Here is a 16,185-nt window from a genome sequence, read left to right on the forward strand (position 1 = left end):
GAAAACGGGCCTCTCCCGCACAGGAGAAGCCCGTTCCATACTCAACGCCTTTTTATCCTGACTGACCAGCCCTGAATTTCAGGGCCGGCCCGTCATTACGGATACAGACGCAGGACTTACTTCGGCCAGTTGGCCAGAATGTCCGTCTTCACACTCTGCGGCAGACCGACATAGTCAAGGCGGGCATTGTCCGCATCGCCATGCTGGAAACCCCAGGTAAAGAAGTCACGAACGGCCTTGCCGGACTCCTTCTGAACCGCATCAACCGGCACCAGAACGAACGTCGCCGTCACGATCGGCCAGGAAGACGCGCCATCCGTGTCCAGCAGGTTCACGGCATAATGATCGGCATGAACCCAGTCAGCAGCCTTGGCAGCTTCCGTGAAGCTGGCCAGCGTCGGCGTTACGAAAGCACCGCTGTGGTTCTTCATGCTGGCAATGTTCAGATGGTTCTGCGCGGCATAGGAATACTCGACATAACCAATGCCACCCTCGGTCTGACGCACCATGGCGGCAATGCCGTCATTGCCACGTGCACCCGAACCGCCCGGCCAGGCGATGGACGTGCCGGCACCAAGCTTCTGCTTCCAGGTCGGAGAAACCTGCGACAGATAGGACGTGAACACGAAGCTCGTGCCAGAACCATCGGCGCGGTGGATCGGAGCCACATCCGTATCCGGCAGCTTCAGACCCGGGTTCAGGGCCTTGATGCGGTCGTCATCCCAGGTCGTAATCTCACCGTCATACAGCGCGGCCAGCGTCGGACCATCGAGACGGAGCTGGCCCGGAGCCAGACCCGGCACGTTCGCCACAACCACGATGCCGCTCATGACGGTCGGGAACTGGTACAGCTTTTCCTTGGCCAGACGCTCGCCGTTCATCGGCTTATCGGACGCACCGAAATCAACCGTACGGGCGATGACCTGATCCTGACCGGCGCTGGACCCCACGCTCTGGTAGTTCACGGAAATACCGGCCTGGCTCTTGGCGGCCGTGCCCCATGCACCATAGATCGGTGCGGCGAAGCTGGATCCTGCGCCAGTGATGTCCGCAGCCTGCGCCGACGACACGAACGGGGTCATGGCAACAGTGCCAAGGGCCGTGGCGACGAGAAGACCGAATAGCGGAGCTCTGCTCTTGATCATGGGAATCCCTTATGGGGCGTGAAAACTGCCCCTTAGTAACGCTGGCGCGGATACAGAAACAGTGGGACCTGCGTGATAGTTTCATGACAGCCTCCGCACACCCCCAAGTGCCGAAATGTCACACCCCTCCCTTCGCAAGGCCCCTGCGCCAGCCCCTTGCGCAACAAAACTGACATACGAAATCCGGAACTCCCTGTTTTCCGGGGCTTTTCGCCTTTTGTGTCATCAAACTGTCACGTCCCCGTCATGAAACCTTCCCATTATTTCAAAATGCGAATCAGATACCTGAACTGCGGAACACACGCCCTCCCCAGAAGGACGCACCGCAGCAATGGCTTTTTCTTTCCGTCGGACCACGGTTCTCCCCAAGGCCCTTTTGGCCACAACGACCCTGGTTTCCCTCCTCCCGCTTTGTGGCCACGCCCGGGCCGCCGACCAGATGCAGATCATGGAACGGCAGATCCAGGCCATGCAGGCCCAGCTCACCAGCATGAAAAAAGAACATGCTGAAGAAGTGAAGCGCGCCCGCGCCGTTCTGGCCCACCAGCGGGAAGAAGCCGAAAACAACCCCTACGCCCAGCGTGGACGCTATATCGGACAGCCGCGTACGGCCGCACAGCCTCTGATCAGCGTTCGCCCGGCCAAGCCCGGCGCCGATGATGGTCGTCCGCCCTCAGACCGCGCAGACGTCTCCTCCTGGGCCGACTTCCAGCGCGCCACCGCGCAGGACGAAGAAGTCAGCGTCGGCGGCATCAAGGTCGGCTTCCCGGGCGGTCGCCCGACGATCCAGTCCTCGGACGGCGCCTATGCCCTCTCGATCGGCCTCGCCTATCATGAAGACTTTGGCGGCTTCTTCAATTCCGGACCTCGCGGCAACGACACCCGTGGTGCTTTCAACAGCTTCACCACCAACCAGCGCCGTCTGCGTATTCCGTTCATGTTCCGCTACAAGAACTGGGTCGCAGCCGTCACGCCTGATTTCGGTGCCAACCATAACGACGGCTATGTCGGCCTCTATGAAGGCAACCTGAACTACACCGGCTTCCGCAACACCATCCTGACGGTCGGCTATTTCCAGCCGCGCGTGACGGAAGAGGATGCTGAAAGCTCCAATGACTTCATGACGCTGGAACGTCCCAGCATCACTGACATGGTCCGTAACATCGCAGCGGGTGATGCCCGCTTCGTGGTCGGCGGCCTGCATTACGAGAAGCGCTGGTGGGTTGCCGGTTACTTCACCGGCCAGGAATGGGGTCACCGCAACGCCTCTGACATGAGCTCCACCTATTACGGTGGTGGCAGCGGAGCCACAATCGACAGCCAGACGGGCGGAATGCTCCGCGCTGCCGGCCGTCCTATCGCAACCAAGGATGTGGATCTTCACGTCGGTGTATCGGCGATTGCAGCCTTCCGCCTGGCCTGCAACACCGGAGCCAACGCCAATTACTGCTCCCGCACGACGTCCTTTGGGCAGCGTCCGGAATTTGACGTTGGTGAAGCCAGCCTCGTAGCAACGGGCTCAATCACCAAGGCTGCCCAGGTCTGGGCAGCAGGTCCGGAACTCGGGTTCCGCTGGGACCGCCTCCTTGTGAAGGGTGAGTACTATCACGTTGGCGTTCAGCGTTCGCAGGCCAACCTGCCCGCGTTCAACTTCCAGGGTTGGTATGGTGCCGCTGCCTACACGATTTTCGGCAAGCCCCGTATGTATAACATCAAGGAAGGCGCTTTTGGTGCACCTGGTGTCGGTGCTGATCAGGAATTCAATCCTGCGCTCAATCACTGGGGTGCCCTCGAAGCCGTGGCCCAGTACAGCGGCCTGGACCTGAACAGCAACATCAATGCCGCAACGGCCGGGATCACCAGCCAGAACGGCGTCAGCTACGTCCGGGGCGGCATGCAGAATGTCTATACCGGCGGCCTGAACTGGTACCCGAACCGCCATTTCCGCTTCATGGTGGACTACAGCCACTTCGTCACGTCTCGTAGCGTAGCCTCTGCCACCAACGTTTCCGGTCGCTCTGGCAACTCCTTCGCAGCCCGTATCCAGGCCGCGTTCTAAAAAAGACCCGTTTCCCTCTCCCGGACCCCGGTCCGGGAGAGACCCCCAGCAAACACCATTGCGTGCACCCCCGCATTCCCGATTGCGACCCACGCCCCGCAGACAGCATGCTTCCCGTTCCACAACGAGAGAACCGGCTGATGCTCCCCAACGCAAAAACCGTCCTGCCCGCAGCAGCGCTCATCGCAGCCCTTCTGAGCCCCACCGCCCGCGCGCAAACGCCTTCCCATATCGTCACGAGCCAGAAACTCGACTGGGAAACCGCCGCCACCCTCGCCGCCGAAGCCGTGCGCCTCTGCGCCGCACAGGGCTATTCCGTCACCGCCACCGTCGTGGACACGACCGGCCATGAACAGGCTGTCGTCAAAGGCGATACGGTCCCCCTGCAATCGCTCTCCGTCTCCTACCGCAAAGCCTACACGGCCTATGCCTACGGTCTGGCCTTCAATAAAAACACAACCAGCGAACTGATCGCCGCAGGCGTCACCGGCCCCGCAAACGGCGCCCTGAACACCATCCCCGAAGTCCTGTTCGTCCCCGGCGGCGTCACCCTGCGCAGCAGCACCAGCCATACCATTCTCGGCGGTCTGGGCGTCTCCGGCGCACCCGGCGGCGACAAGGACGAAGCCTGCGCCCTGCACGCCGTCGAAAAATTCCGCAATTCCCTCCAGTAACGCTGCGGCATTTATTTCAATCAAAAAAACCACGGTCTTTTTATTTCTGCAGAGTTTTCGGAAATATTCCGTGTATCCTCCAGCCTGTACCGTGGAGTTTCCCTTTACAGAACTTCCCGGTATTGTCCGGCCTCATTGAATACGTCCTGAAAGACTGTCCTCTTGCTGCGCTGGTTTCTGGTTTCCCTCCTGTCCCTCACCGTCCTCCTTCTGGCCCTGTTCGGCGCAGGATGGATCTGGATCGACCACCGGGACCTCGCCGCCTTCGCCACGCCACGGCTGGAGAAAAAGCTCGGCCGCACCGTCCATATCGGCGTCCTGCACGTCCATCCGGGCGCATGGCTGACCATCGACGCCGATGATATCTCCGTCGCCAACATCGCCAGCGGCACCCGCCCGCAGATGATGACGCTCGGCCATCTCGGCGCACAGATCCGCCTGACCTCCCTGATCTGGGGACCGCCCGAAGCCCGCAATATCGTCATCTCGAAGTTCTCCGGCCTGTTCGAGCGCACCCCGGCCCATCTGCCCAACTGGCGCTTCGGCCCCCACCAGAACGAACCCCGCGCCCCCCTCACCCCCGAGCAACAGGCCAAAGCCGACACGCCCCCCGATCTGGGCAACGCGCCGGGCCTCCGCAACGCCACGATCCTCGACAGCGACGTCACCTACCGCTCGGCCAATGGCGCGTCCTACAGAACCACGCTTGAAAAGGTCACGTTCGCCTCCACCAGCGACAGCAGCCCGTTCACCATGACCCTGACCGGGGCCTATAACGACACCCCCGTCAGCATTTCCGCCGAAATGGAGCCCATCAGCGACCTCCGCAAGACGCCCCACCGCCCCTACGCCACCACAGCCCATGTCATCTCCGGCGACATGACCTCGGACTTCACGGGCACCCTGACGGACCCGGTGAATTTCGAAGGCGTGGAAGGCCACACCACTGTCACCACGCCCACCTCCGACACCCTGTTCAGCGTCGCCGGGATCAAAGGCGACCACGCCCCCGTCAAACTGACCCTGTCGGGCGATTTCAGCCATTCCGGCGATGACTGGCACTTCACCAAAGCGCACGGCACCATCCAGACCAGCACGATGGAAAGCGGCGACTTCACCCTGATCGAAGGCAGCCACGGCAAACCCGATGACGTCACAGCCACAACCGGCTTCGGACGCCTCGACATCAACGGCCTGATGCCCATTCTCGCCCCATCTGGCGCAAAGGGCAGCAAAAAAGGCCCCTCCACCCTGCATGCGGATCTTCTGCTCATCACGCCCCCCGATCCGGACCCGCTGGTCCATTTCGAGCTGAGCGCCCGTCAGCTAATCTACAACAGCCTCGATTTCTCGAATCTCAGGATCCAGGGCGCCCAGACGCCTAACCGGATCGAAATTCCCCTCCTGCGTCTGGACTATATCGGCGCGTCCCTCAGTGCCGATGGCCGGATCGAAGCGGACGGCACATCCTCCCGCGTCTCTGCCGACGTCGCCCTGACACATGGCGACATCGACCGCCTGCGCCGCGTGGCCGGTCTGGCCCCCGTTCCGGTCAAGGGCAGCCTGAACTTCCGCATCACCGCCAGCTCCAAGAACGTCCATACCCTCAACGAAGCCATCAGCCGCGCCGACATGACCGCCGCCGTCAGTATGGAAAAAGGCGAAATCGCAAAGGAAATCGTCGAGGCCGCCTCAATGGACCTGCGCCTGCTGTTCCGGCACGCCAAGGGTGTGACCCCCATCACCTGCCTGCTCGGCGTCCTTCAGATGCATCAGGGCATCGGCACCGTCATCCCGCTCCGCCTGCGGACGGGTGCCGGGACGATCGCCGCCAAGGCGAATTTCGACCTCCGCCGCAAATGGCTCGATCTCGTCTTCGCCAGCCGCCCCTTCTCGACAAGCTTCTTTGCGCTCGATGTGCCCGTGCGCGTCAGCGGCCCCTTCGACGCCCCGACCCTCTCCCTCGCCAAATGGTCGAAGGTCGGGCGCGACATGCTCGCGGATTCCAACGCAGTCACGAACCTCCCCCCCGCCCTTCAGGGTTTCGCAGCCTCAAACGCCTGCGCCCGCCCCACGCGGTAGGCATTGAGTCCCCGGGATTTGCACCCCATCCTGCCCCCGGCTATGCACATCGGACCGTAAAGGAGAGGGTCCAGAGATGCGTATTGCAATGGTCGGTGGCGGATATGTCGGTCTCGTCTCGGGCGCCTGCTTCGCCGAGTTCGGAGCGGACGTCGCCATCGTGGAGCGGGACCCGAAAAAGCTCGCGGCCCTCCATGACGGGCGCATCCCCATCTACGAACCCGGACTGGACGCCCTCGTCAGCAGCAACGTCGCCTCCGGCCGCCTGACCTTCGGAGACGACCTCGGCGCGGCCATGAGCAACGCCGATGCCGTGTTCATCGCGGTCGGCACCCCTACCCGACGCGGCGACGGCCACGCCGATCTGACCTATGTCTATGCGGCCGCCGAAGAAATCGCGCGCGCCGCCCGGACGGACCTTCTGGTCGTCACCAAATCGACCGTCCCCGTCGGCACGGGTCGCGAAGTCGCCCGCATCCTGCGCCAAACCCGCCCGGACCTGACCTTCGACGTGGCCTCGAACCCCGAATTCCTGCGCGAAGGCAACGCGATCGACGATTTCATGCGCCCGGACCGCGTCATCGTCGGCATCGACCGCTCCGGCCCGGATGGCGGCAGCCGCGCGCAGAGCCTGATCGAACAGCTCTACCGCCCGCTCACGGCCATTCAGGCCCCGATCGTCCTGACAGATCTGGAAACGGCGGAACTGACCAAATACGCCGCCAACGCCTTCCTTGCGATGAAAGTCACTTTCATCAACGAAATGGCCGATCTGTGCGAAAAAGTCGGCGGCAATATCCATGACGTTGCCCGCGGCATGGGCCTCGACCAGCGGATCGGCAGCCGTTTCCTCAGCCCCGGACCAGGCTATGGCGGCTCCTGCTTCCCCAAGGACACCCGCGCCCTGACCGCCATCGCCCAGGATGCCGGCGCCCCCACACAACTGGTGGAAGCCACGGTCGCGATCAACGAAGCCCGTAAAACCGGCATGGCCGAGCGCATCATCACACAGGCGGGCGGAACCCTTGAAGGCAAAACGGTCGGCATTCTCGGCCTGACCTTCAAACCCGATACGGACGACATGCGCGAAGCCGCGTCCCTGCCCATCCTCGCCCGCCTGCACGACGCGGGGGCAACCCTGCAAGTCTTCGACCCCGAAGGCATGGATGCCGCCCGCTCGCTCCTGCCGGATGGCGTGCGCTACTGCGAAGACGCCCTGTCAGCCGCGCAGGATGCCGATATCGTGGTCGTCCTGACGGAATGGAACATGTTCCGCGCGCTCGACCCCCTCCGCCTGCGTGACGCGATGCGCGGCAACGCCATCGCGGATCTGCGGAATATCTGGAGTCCCGACCTCATGCGCGAGGCCGGATTCAGTTACCAGTCCATCGGCCGTCCCTGAAGGAACGGCCTTAGGAACCTGCCTTAGCGGGCCTGAGCTTCAGCCCGGGCCGCCGCGCGATCCACCGGCGCAAACGTCCCGTTCTTCAGACGCCGCTCGAGTTCCTCAAGCGACTGCCCCTTGGTCTCGGGCACATAGCGCAGCACGAACCAGAACGCGAACGCATTGACGGCGGCAAACAGCCAGAACGTCCATCCCGCTCCCAGAATCTGCACCAGAGAGAGCGTCGTCAGTGAAATCACCAGATCCGCACCCCAGTGCCCACCAGCCACAAGGCTCATGCCCTTGCTGCGGCACGACAGCGGATAAACTTCCGCGCCCACCAGCCAGATCGCAACCGACAGACTGCCCGTATTGAAAATGGTGTAAGCCATCACGGCAGCCACCGTGATCCATGCCCCGACACCACCCGTCAGATGCATCGCAAACGCCGTCCCCAGAACGACCAGCGCCACCACGGCTCCCGGCAGCAGACGCAGAAGCAGCGTGCGCCGTCCCCAGTTATCAACGGCCCAGCCGCCAAACACCGTCGCAAACACCATGCCCACACCAACGGCCACGGATGTCAGCAGCGCCGAATCCTGACCAAAACCCGCATCGGCAAAAATGGTCGGCGCGTAATACATGACGGCATTGATGCCCGTGAACTGGCACAGCAGCGCAATGCCCACCGAAGCCATCAGCGCAGGCCGCACCCACGGCTTCGCCAGCTCGGACCAAGGAGCCTGCACATCATGGTTCTCGAGGATGCCGTCCAGTTCACGGTCCGCAATCTCATCGGTCGCACGCACGCGCCGCAACACCATCCGTGCCTCTTCGGGCTGACCGTTCAGAGCCAGCCAGCGCGGACTGTTGGGCAGAAACGCCATGCCCAGAAACAGGATCAGCGCAGGAAGCATCCCGATCCCGAACATCAGACGCCAGCTCGAATCCCGCAGGAGGTAGCCGGTGATGAAGGAAATCGTCACGCCGGACACCACCGCAAGCTGAAAGCCCACGACAAGGCGACCACGACGCTCGGGAGGAGAGATTTCAGCAATATAGATCGGCACGATCTGCGACGCACCGCCAATCGCCAGCCCCAGAATAAGGCGCGCAATGATCAGAACAGCCACGCTGTGGGCCGAGGCCACGATGATCGTTCCCACAAGGAAGAGCGCCGCCGCAATCATCACCGTCCGCCGGCGCCCGAGCCGGTCGGAAATACCACCCGCCACCAGACACCCGATCAGAGCACCCAGAATAATGGCCGACGTCACAACTTCCGCACCAAGCGTATCAAGATGAAACTCGTTGCGAAGCTGGAGCAGCGCTGAGGAAATGATGCCGGTATCATACCCGAACAGCAGCCCGCCCGTTGCCGAAATCGTCGCAATGAAATTTGTCAGAGCATTTCCGCTCAACCTCATGGACCCGTTCCTGCCCTGCATCATAAAACCTTCCGCCGCGAAGCCGCAGACCGTTATTGTGTAGCCAATCCGTCCTCTTTAACGCTCCATCTCGAGGAAGTAACATCACAAAAGTGATGGTTTTCGTTTTTTGCGTGAAATTTTTCGTGTCCACGCCTCCTGCCCCGCACATGAAAAAACCCCCTTCCCGGATGGAAAGGGGGCCTGATGTCACGTCCGCAGAAAACGGCGCCTTACGGCTGGACAATCCGCAGGATAAACGCCGTCAGGGTGTTGACGGCATCGTGCTCCGGGCGATCCGCAGCCAGACGCAGCTCCGGCGACACCGGCGCCTCGTAAGGAGCAGAAACACCCGTAAACTCCGGGATTTTCCCCGAACGCGCCGCCGCATACAGTCCCTTGGGGTCCCGTTTTTCGCAGGTCTCAAGCGGTGTATCGACGAAGACTTCATGGAAGTTCTCGCCCACGATCTGCCGTGCCTGCGCCCGATCCGCCTCAAGCGGAGACACCAGCGCCACGATCACGACCTGCCCGCTTTCGGCCAGAATTTTCGCCACATGCGCCGCACGACGGATATTTTCCCGGCGGTCTTCCGGCGAGAACCCAAGATCGCTGCACAGCCCGGCCCGCAGCGTGTCCCCATCCAGAACGGTCGCGTTGATCACCTGTTCCGAAAGCGCCAGCTCCGCCGCCCGTGCCACCGTGCTCTTGCCCGAACCCGGCAGCCCCGTCAGCCAGAACACACCGCTCTTGTGGCCCCGCGTCTGGACCTGACGGGCCGCAGACACACGGCTGGCTGTCGGATGAATGGCATGTTCGCCGTCCGCCAGTTCAGCCGGACCAATCAGCGGCGCGCCACCAACGATGCGCTGGTAACGATCCACCAGAACACCACGTCCGTCACCAAAGCCCGGCGCAAACGGATCGAACAGCACGGCATGGGAGGCAGCCAGCGTGATTTCCGCAAACCCGTCCGGCGGCACGCTGTCGCCCTCACGCAGGGTCAGGTCTTCCAGATCGACCACGGCGTCGATGGACGCCACCGTCACGTCATGCTCGGCCGTCGTCAGACGCAGCGTAAAGCTCTCGCCCACCCGCAGCGGCTCGCCGCGCAGCCAGAACAGACGGGTGCGAATCCGGGCCGAACGCTCAGGCGCCCCAGCCTTGTCATCCGCCGGGAACAGCAGATCGCCCCGATCCGGAACCAGATCCGGCTCCAGACGCAGCGCGATGGACTCGCCCGCACCCGCAACCGGGAGTTCCGGCGCGTGCCAGCGGCAGACTTCCGCCACAGTCGCAACCTGCCCCTGCGCCCCGATGGCCAGACGGTCGCCCGCCCGCACCGTGCCGCGCTCGATCCGCCCCGCCACATAGCGCACGCCATCAAAACGATAGACATCCTGCACCGGCATCCGGAACGGCAGCGCAGCACGCGATGCCGGGGGCGGCACATTGGCCAGCGCCTCCACCAGCGTCGGCCCCTTGTACCAGAGCGAACGCTCGGAACGGCTGGCGATGTTGTCACCATCGCGGGCGGAGGCCGGAACAACAGCCTCAACCTCGATTTCCAGGCGGCCCAGAAGCTGACGCACGTCGGACTCGACCTTGACGATCTTCGCTTCGTCGAATTCCAGCAGATCGGACTTGTTGAGCAGCACGATCACATGGCGGATGCCGATCAGACGCAGCAGCATGGCATGACGCCGCGTCTGCTCCTGCGCACCTTCCTTGGCATCGACGACCAGCACGGCGGCTTCCGCATCAGCCGCACCCGTGATCATATTGCGCAGGAACTGGCGATGGCCCGGCGCATCGACGATCACGAATTCCCGCGATCCCAGACGGAACGGAATCCGCGTGGAATCAACCGTCACGCCCTGGTCACGCTCGATCTGAAGGGAATCGAGCAGGAAGCTCCACTCCACCGCCAGACCACGCTTGCGGCTGCTCTCGACGATCTGCGCCAGCTTGCCGTCCTGAAGACTGTCGGTGTCATACAGCAGACGCCCGATCAGCGAGGATTTGCCATGATCGACATGCCCGACAATGACGATGGGCGTCGCAGCAGCACGATGGGTCTCGGAATAATGTCCGGTCACGATATTGTCGCCCATTGTCACAGATACCCCGCCACACGCAGACGCTCGAACACGTCCTCGGATTCATGATCCATCGCACGCCCAGCACGTTCGGAGGTGCGGCTGGTTTCCAGTTCGGCAATCACTTCCGCCACAGTGGACGCATTGCTCTCGATCGGACTGGTGATGTCCTGATCGCCCAGCGAGCGGTACCGCTTGCCGTCCTTTGCGAAATACAGATCCACCAGCGGGATGTTCTCGCGCTCGATGTAGCGCCAGATGTCGATCTCCCGCCAGGACAGCAGCGGATGGACGCGGATATGCATGCCGTCTTCATATGGCGTCGCATACTGGTCCCAGAACTCGGGCGGCTGGTTGCGCACGTCCCAGCGATGCCCGGCACCGCGCGGGCTGAAAACGCGTTCCTTCGCCCGCGTCGCCTGTTCGTCACGACGGATACCCGCAATGACGCCACGCAGCTTGTGCTTCTCGATCATCGCGGCCAGACCGGCCGTCTTGCGCGCGGCAGACCGTGCGGCCGGGGGAAGCGACGGGTCGATTTCCTCAACCGGCGGGCAATAGCCCAGCAGCAGGTCGAGATCCCATTTCTTCGTATATTCGTCGCGGAACGCATACATTTCCGGGAATTTCTTCTCGGTATCGACATGCATGACCGGGAACGGCACGCGCCCCATGAACGCCTTGCGCGCCAGCCACACCATCACGTTGCTGTCCTTGCCCAGCGACCACAGCAGGGACAGGGGCTTCAGCTTGCGATAGGCCTCGCGCAGGATGAAAATGCTCTGGGCCTCAAGCTGGTCCAGATCATCCATGATACGCGGCTGTGCCAAAGAAGGGGCCAAAGAAGGGGCCTGAGAGGCAGCAGCCCCTGGGGTGGAGGACTGATCCCGGGACAGGATCGGTGTCTGCGTCATTATCCGCTCCGTAGTCATGCCGGCCTGTGAATGCCGCATTCCGTCTTGGCCAGACCGGCCCACCGGCCCGCCCGTCCATCTTCACCATCCTTGACCGCCCTTGTGCACGGAGCACAACCGATCGAGGTGTAACCTTTTGCAACCAGGGGATGCCGCGGCAGATCCCGGCGCTGCATCTGCGCCTCGATCTGCGCCGGACCCCAGCCCGCCAGCGGGTTGAGCTTCACGCTGCCATCTGGCTGCGGATCAAGAACCGGCAGCGCCGTGCGCGTTGCTGACTGGCTGCGCTTGCGCCCCGTGATCCAGACATCGAAATCCGGCAGCACCAGATCCAGCGGCTCGACCTTGCGCAGCGCACAGCACGCATCCGGATCGAACGCGGCCAGCTGGTCCTGCGGATCGCGGTCATGCAGCGCCTTTGGTGTGGGCGAGAGGGTCCGCACATCGGACAGACCCAGACTGCGCACCAGCCCCTCGCGATAGTCCAGCGTTTCGGGAAAATGCCGCTTCGTATCCAGAAAAAACACCGGAACGGACGGATCGACCTGCGCCACCAGATCCAGCAGAACCGCCGACTCCGCCCCGAAAGACGACACAACAGCAACCCGCCCCCGCAGCAGCGTCAGCGTCTCCTGCAAGATCCGGTCTTCCGGGATCTGCCGAAGATGATCCAGTTCCGTCCGTGAAAGAGACATGTGCCGCACCTGCCTGTGTCCAGATCAGTCCGACCGCTCAGGCGGCCTGCCCAGAGACATAGGCGCACATCATCCAAAAATAAACTATTTTGTTTGATATAACTTTTTTGTTTCGTCTTAATCATTCATCATAAAAAATGGCTCGAAATCACACTAAGTGGCCCTGAACGCCATTTTCGAAAATGAGAAAACCTACCCCCTCCCTCAAAATCCGGTCACGCACTTCATCTGGCACGGTTCCTGCATCAGAGGGTTTCATGGACACGCCCTCACTCCTTCACGCCAAGCGCCTTCCGCGCCTCCTTGTCGGCCAGACCATGCAGCCGCAGATGATGGCGGAACTGGTAGTAGGTCAGACCAAGCAGTTCCGCCGCGCGCCGCTGGCTGAACTGCGCCTCGCGCAACGCAGCCTCCAGCAGACTGCGCTCATGCATTCTGACATCCGCCCCGAAATCGCGCGGGAATGCCAGCGCATCTCCCCCAGCCGGAGCAGCCGGGGACGCCGCCGTCACCACGCGCTGAACCTGCGCGTCCTTCCAGTCCGGCACGACGAACGGGTCCAGCACGATCTCGTCCAGCGCCTTTTCCGGCCGGTCCATCCTGTAAACGCTGCGTTCCACCACATTGCGCAACTCGCGGACGTTGCCGGGCCAGTCATAGGCCTGCAACCGCTCCAGCGCCCGCTCCGTGAACCCCGCAAACACCTTCCGCCCCAGCTCCGCGCTCATGCGGGTGGCGAAATGCCCGGCCAGAAGGGAAATATCCTCCGGACGCGCCCGCAGCGGCGGAATGTTCACAACATCAAAGGCCAGCCGGTCCAGCAGATCCGCCCGGAACCGCCCCTCCCGCGCCATGGCGGGCAGATCCGCATTGGTCGCCCCGATCAGCCGCACATCCACCCGGATGGTCTCGCTGCCACCCACACGCTCGAAGCTGCCGTATTCAATCACCCGCAGCAGTTTTTCCTGCACGGCCTGAGACGCGGTGCCGATCTCATCCAGAAACATCGTTCCCCCGTCCGCCCGCTCAAAGCGCGACAGACGCCGCTTCTGCGCGCCGGTGAAAGCCCCGGCCTCATGGCCGAACAGTTCGCTGTCCAGCAGCGCCTCAGGCAGCGCCGCGCAGTTGAGCTTCACCAGCGGCCGGTCCCACCGGTCCGACAGCAGGGCCAGACGCGCTGCCACCAGTTCCTTGCCGGTCCCGCGCTCTCCGATCACCAGAACCGGACGCCGCAGGGGCGCCAGACGGGAGACCTGATCCAGCATCCCCAGAAATGCCGGAGCCCGCCCGATCGGGGTCGGCACCTCGTCCATATCGGTGCTTCTCGCCATTTTATGGTCTCTCACGCCCCCGTTCAGGTCTTCAGTTCATAACACCCGCAAAACAGCACCGCTGACAAGGCTCGCTGACAAGGACAGGCATTCTGTCCTAAGTCTTCACCAAGGAAGGAAAGCATCATGGGTATTTTCTCTCGCCTCGCCGATATCGTGAACTCCAATCTGAATGCGATTCTCGCCAATGCCGAGGACCCGCAGAAAATGATCCGCCTGGTCATTCAGGAAATGGAAGACACGCTGGTCGAGGTCCGCAGTCAGGCCGTCCGCACGATCGCCGAGCGCAAGCAGCTCGAACGCCGCGTGCGCACCATGATGCACGAAGAAGACGAATGGCACCGCAAGGCCAGCCTCGCCATCGAACGCGACCGCGACGATCTCGCCCGCGCGGCCCTCGCCGCCCGCCACAGCGTGGAACAGTCGCGCGAGGCGCTGGAACAGCAGATCGCCCAGATCTCGGACGGGCTGGACCAGCAGAACGACGACATCTCCAAGCTTCAGGCCAAGATCGCCGACGCCAAATCCCGCGAAAAGGCGCTCTCCATCCGCGCCCGCACCGCACAGGGCCGCCTGAAAACCCGCGAAAAACTCTACGACACACGCATCGACGACACACTCAACCGCTTCGATCAGGTGGAACGCGCTCTTGATGAGCTCGAAGGCAAGGCGGAGGCGTATGATCTGGGTCGCCGCACCGGACACCCGACGCTTCAGGAAGAACTCGCGGCGCTGGAAACCGATGCCGTCGTGGAAAACGAGTTCGAAGCCCTCAAGCGCCGTATGGCCGAGAAGAAAAACGCAGGCTGAGAAAAGGCTGACCGAAAGGCCCAAGGCATGAATTCGTCCATCTTCCCCTTCCTTGTTCCCATCACGGCCATTATCTGCTGGTCCGTCGTCAGCATGGCCAAACACGCCAACGGTGCGACGAAAGGCGCGGCCCAGCAGGACCCCATGCTTCAGGCCGCCCTGACACAGGCCGAAGCCCATGCTACGCGTCTGGAAGAAAGGATCGACCAGCTCGAACGCATCCTCGACGAGGATATCCCGGGCTGGAGAGCAAGGAACGCACGATGACACGCCGCCCCGTCCTCTTTTCCGGCGCCCCCTTTTCCGGCCGCCGTCCGGCACTCGTGGCCCTGCTGGCAGGCACGGTCGCGCTGTCGCCCGCAGCCCACGCCGCCCGGATGACCCTGTCCGGAGAGGATCTGGACCTGTCCATCCCCTGCACCGGACAGGTCAGGGTCGTGGTCGATCCCAACATGAAGGACGGGGCAACGCTTGATTCGAGCAGCCTCGCACAGGTCTCCATGCATACCGGCAAGGAAGAAGCGCAAAGCCGCATCTCCATCGCCACGAAGTCCTGCGCCCCCAGCGGAAAGCTGACAATCAGCATCTCCCCCAGCACCGGCCTGACAATCCACGACAGCCACGACACGCATTTCGTCATCGCCGGCAAGCTCGCCTCCCTGGACGCCAGCCTCGATTCCGCCACCATGGACATCGAAAACACCCAGTCCCTCGACCTGGACATGCAGGGCGCCTCCAGTGTCCACATCCACTCCCTCGAACGCGCAGCCCAGATCGTGGCCTCCGGCACCTCGACGCTGACGGCTGACACGGCGCAGCTCGCAGCGCTTTCGGTGCAGTTGACGCAGAATGCAGGCATGACGCTCTCGGGGGGCAGCATTGACGCCCTGACGCTGATTACGGCCGATCAGGCCAGCGCCACCATTCTGGCTCACGCCACGGTGGCGACGGTCGCGGCCAACGGAACGGGCGACGTCAATATTGAAGCGGTCACGGGCCCGATGGTCCGTTCGGGCAAAGGCACTGTCCGCGTCGGTGCGGAGAACGGCGTGATCTATCGCCCCACACCGGCGCCGCCTGCTGCTGTGACCGCACCTCCTTCCCCAGCAGCCCCCCAGCCGTCTCTTCCGGTCCAGATGCCGCCCGCCAGCGCGGCCACGACTGCTCCGGCACCTGGGGCTTCGGCTGTTCCAGCGCCTGTTGTGCAATCGCCTGTGGCTCAGACACCTCAGGCTCAGACACCTCAGGCTCCGGCCGTTCAGGCCCCTGCTGCGTCATCCGCAGTTCCGGCTCCGGCGCCCGCCGCACCGTCCTCCGCGCCTGAAAGCCCCGTCACCCCGCAGACACCAAGCGCCGCGCCCCCCTCCGCATCGAATTCCCAGCAGACGGCGCAAGCGCCTGCGCTCCCTCCCGTCACAAGCGCGCCCGCCCAGTCCGTTCCACAGGCAACGCTTCCCACCCCCACAACTGTTCCCGCGCCTACAGCGGCGACACCCGGAACGGGAACCGCCGCTGCGCCTTCGACGACCGGAAAGAGCGCTCAGAACGGCGCACAGGGAGAATAG

13 protein-coding genes are annotated in these 16,185 nt (G+C 63.0%); 7 read left to right on the forward strand and 6 right to left on the reverse strand.

From position 1 onward, the window contains the following. Positions 1-116 precede the first annotated feature (116 nt). Positions 117-1,145 carry a phosphate ABC transporter substrate-binding protein PstS gene (pstS, locus tag A0U94_RS12260; RefSeq protein WP_062029221.1) on the reverse strand — a complete coding sequence of 343 codons (1,029 nt, stop codon included), beginning with the start codon at positions 1,143-1,145 and terminating at the stop codon, positions 117-119. A 331-nt stretch (positions 1,146-1,476) separates the two neighbouring features. Between pstS and A0U94_RS12265 the strand changes: the two genes are divergently transcribed. The 4 genes from A0U94_RS12265 to A0U94_RS12280 all read left to right on the forward strand — a co-directional run bounded on the left by A0U94_RS12265 (position 1,477) and on the right by A0U94_RS12280 (position 7,362). After that, complete coding sequence (locus A0U94_RS12265; RefSeq protein WP_077803523.1) at positions 1,477-3,204, forward strand: OprO/OprP family phosphate-selective porin; 1,728 nt, start codon at positions 1,477-1,479, stop codon at positions 3,202-3,204. Between the two features lie 140 nt (positions 3,205-3,344). After that, entirely contained in the window at positions 3,345-3,878 is a 534-nt protein-coding gene (locus A0U94_RS12270) for a GlcG/HbpS family heme-binding protein (RefSeq protein ID WP_077803524.1), read from the forward strand. A 162-nt stretch (positions 3,879-4,040) separates the two neighbouring features. Beyond that, complete coding sequence (locus tag A0U94_RS12275) at positions 4,041-5,960, forward strand: AsmA family protein (protein WP_077803525.1); 1,920 nt, start codon at positions 4,041-4,043, stop codon at positions 5,958-5,960. Between the two features lie 76 nt (positions 5,961-6,036). Then, entirely contained in the window at positions 6,037-7,362 is a 1,326-nt protein-coding gene (locus A0U94_RS12280) for a UDP-glucose dehydrogenase family protein (RefSeq protein ID WP_208611644.1), read from the forward strand. A gap of 23 nt (positions 7,363-7,385) precedes the next feature. Here A0U94_RS12280 and A0U94_RS12285 read toward each other — a convergent pair whose 3' ends face one another. From A0U94_RS12285 to pspF, 5 genes are all read right to left on the reverse strand, one after another. Then, positions 7,386-8,771: a sugar porter family MFS transporter gene (locus A0U94_RS12285; protein ID WP_167369386.1), complete on the reverse strand. Its 1,386-nt coding sequence runs from the start codon at positions 8,769-8,771 to the stop codon at positions 7,386-7,388. Between the two features lie 233 nt (positions 8,772-9,004). Continuing rightward, positions 9,005-10,885, reverse strand: coding sequence for an adenylyl-sulfate kinase (gene cysC / locus A0U94_RS12290; protein WP_077803526.1), 1,881 nt, complete (start codon positions 10,883-10,885; stop codon positions 9,005-9,007). A gap of 2 nt (positions 10,886-10,887) precedes the next feature. Continuing rightward, entirely contained in the window at positions 10,888-11,682 is a 795-nt protein-coding gene (gene cysD, locus A0U94_RS12295) for a sulfate adenylyltransferase subunit CysD (RefSeq protein WP_062029272.1), read from the reverse strand. A 116-nt stretch (positions 11,683-11,798) separates the two neighbouring features. Next, a complete protein-coding gene (locus tag A0U94_RS12300; protein ID WP_062029237.1) occupies positions 11,799-12,479 on the reverse strand; it encodes a phosphoadenylyl-sulfate reductase in 681 nt (226 codons plus the stop codon). 269 nt (positions 12,480-12,748) lie between these two features. Beyond that, positions 12,749-13,810 (reverse strand): phage shock protein operon transcriptional activator, encoded by a 1,062-nt coding sequence (gene pspF, locus A0U94_RS12305; protein WP_062107763.1) that lies wholly within the window; start codon positions 13,808-13,810, stop codon positions 12,749-12,751. A 126-nt stretch (positions 13,811-13,936) separates the two neighbouring features. Between pspF and pspA the strand changes: the two genes are divergently transcribed. Genes pspA through A0U94_RS12320 form a run of 3 tightly spaced genes read left to right on the forward strand, consistent with a single transcriptional unit; the run spans position 13,937 to position 16,185 of the window. Next, the gene (pspA, locus tag A0U94_RS12310; protein ID WP_062107761.1) at positions 13,937-14,620 is read left to right on the forward strand and encodes a phage shock protein PspA; all 684 of its coding nucleotides are present in this window, start codon (positions 13,937-13,939) and stop codon (positions 14,618-14,620) included. 27 nt (positions 14,621-14,647) lie between these two features. Then, complete coding sequence (gene pspB, locus A0U94_RS12315) at positions 14,648-14,887, forward strand: envelope stress response membrane protein PspB (protein ID WP_062029244.1); 240 nt, start codon at positions 14,648-14,650, stop codon at positions 14,885-14,887. Next, positions 14,884-16,185, forward strand: coding sequence for a hypothetical protein (locus tag A0U94_RS12320; protein WP_077803527.1), 1,302 nt, complete (start codon positions 14,884-14,886; stop codon positions 16,183-16,185). The genes pspB and A0U94_RS12320 overlap by 4 nt, the downstream gene beginning before the upstream one ends.

The organism is Gluconobacter albidus, assembly GCF_002005485.1.
Classification (GTDB): Bacteria; Pseudomonadota; Alphaproteobacteria; order Acetobacterales; family Acetobacteraceae; genus Gluconobacter; species Gluconobacter albidus.

Excerpts from the sequence above, each read along its gene's own strand:
- A0U94_RS12300 (WP_062029237.1), bottom strand. The coding sequence starts at position 12,479 with ATGTCTCTTTCACGGACGGAACTGGATCATCTTCGGCAGATCCCGGAA.
- A0U94_RS12270 (WP_077803524.1), top strand. The coding sequence starts at position 3,345 with ATGCTCCCCAACGCAAAAACCGTCCTGCCCGCAGCAGCGCTCATCGCA.
- pstS (WP_062029221.1), bottom strand. The coding sequence starts at position 1,145 with ATGATCAAGAGCAGAGCTCCGCTATTCGGTCTTCTCGTCGCCACGGCC.
- pspF (WP_062107763.1), bottom strand. The coding sequence starts at position 13,810 with ATGGCGAGAAGCACCGATATGGACGAGGTGCCGACCCCGATCGGGCGG.
- cysD (WP_062029272.1), bottom strand. The coding sequence starts at position 11,682 with ATGGATGATCTGGACCAGCTTGAGGCCCAGAGCATTTTCATCCTGCGC.
- A0U94_RS12265 (WP_077803523.1), top strand. The coding sequence starts at position 1,477 with ATGGCTTTTTCTTTCCGTCGGACCACGGTTCTCCCCAAGGCCCTTTTG.
- A0U94_RS12285 (WP_167369386.1), bottom strand. The coding sequence starts at position 8,771 with ATGAGGTTGAGCGGAAATGCTCTGACAAATTTCATTGCGACGATTTCG.
- A0U94_RS12320 (WP_077803527.1), top strand. The coding sequence starts at position 14,884 with ATGACACGCCGCCCCGTCCTCTTTTCCGGCGCCCCCTTTTCCGGCCGC.
- A0U94_RS12280 (WP_208611644.1), top strand. The coding sequence starts at position 6,037 with ATGCGTATTGCAATGGTCGGTGGCGGATATGTCGGTCTCGTCTCGGGC.
- pspB (WP_062029244.1), top strand. The coding sequence starts at position 14,648 with ATGAATTCGTCCATCTTCCCCTTCCTTGTTCCCATCACGGCCATTATC.
- pspA (WP_062107761.1), top strand. The coding sequence starts at position 13,937 with ATGGGTATTTTCTCTCGCCTCGCCGATATCGTGAACTCCAATCTGAAT.
- cysC (WP_077803526.1), bottom strand. The coding sequence starts at position 10,885 with ATGGGCGACAATATCGTGACCGGACATTATTCCGAGACCCATCGTGCT.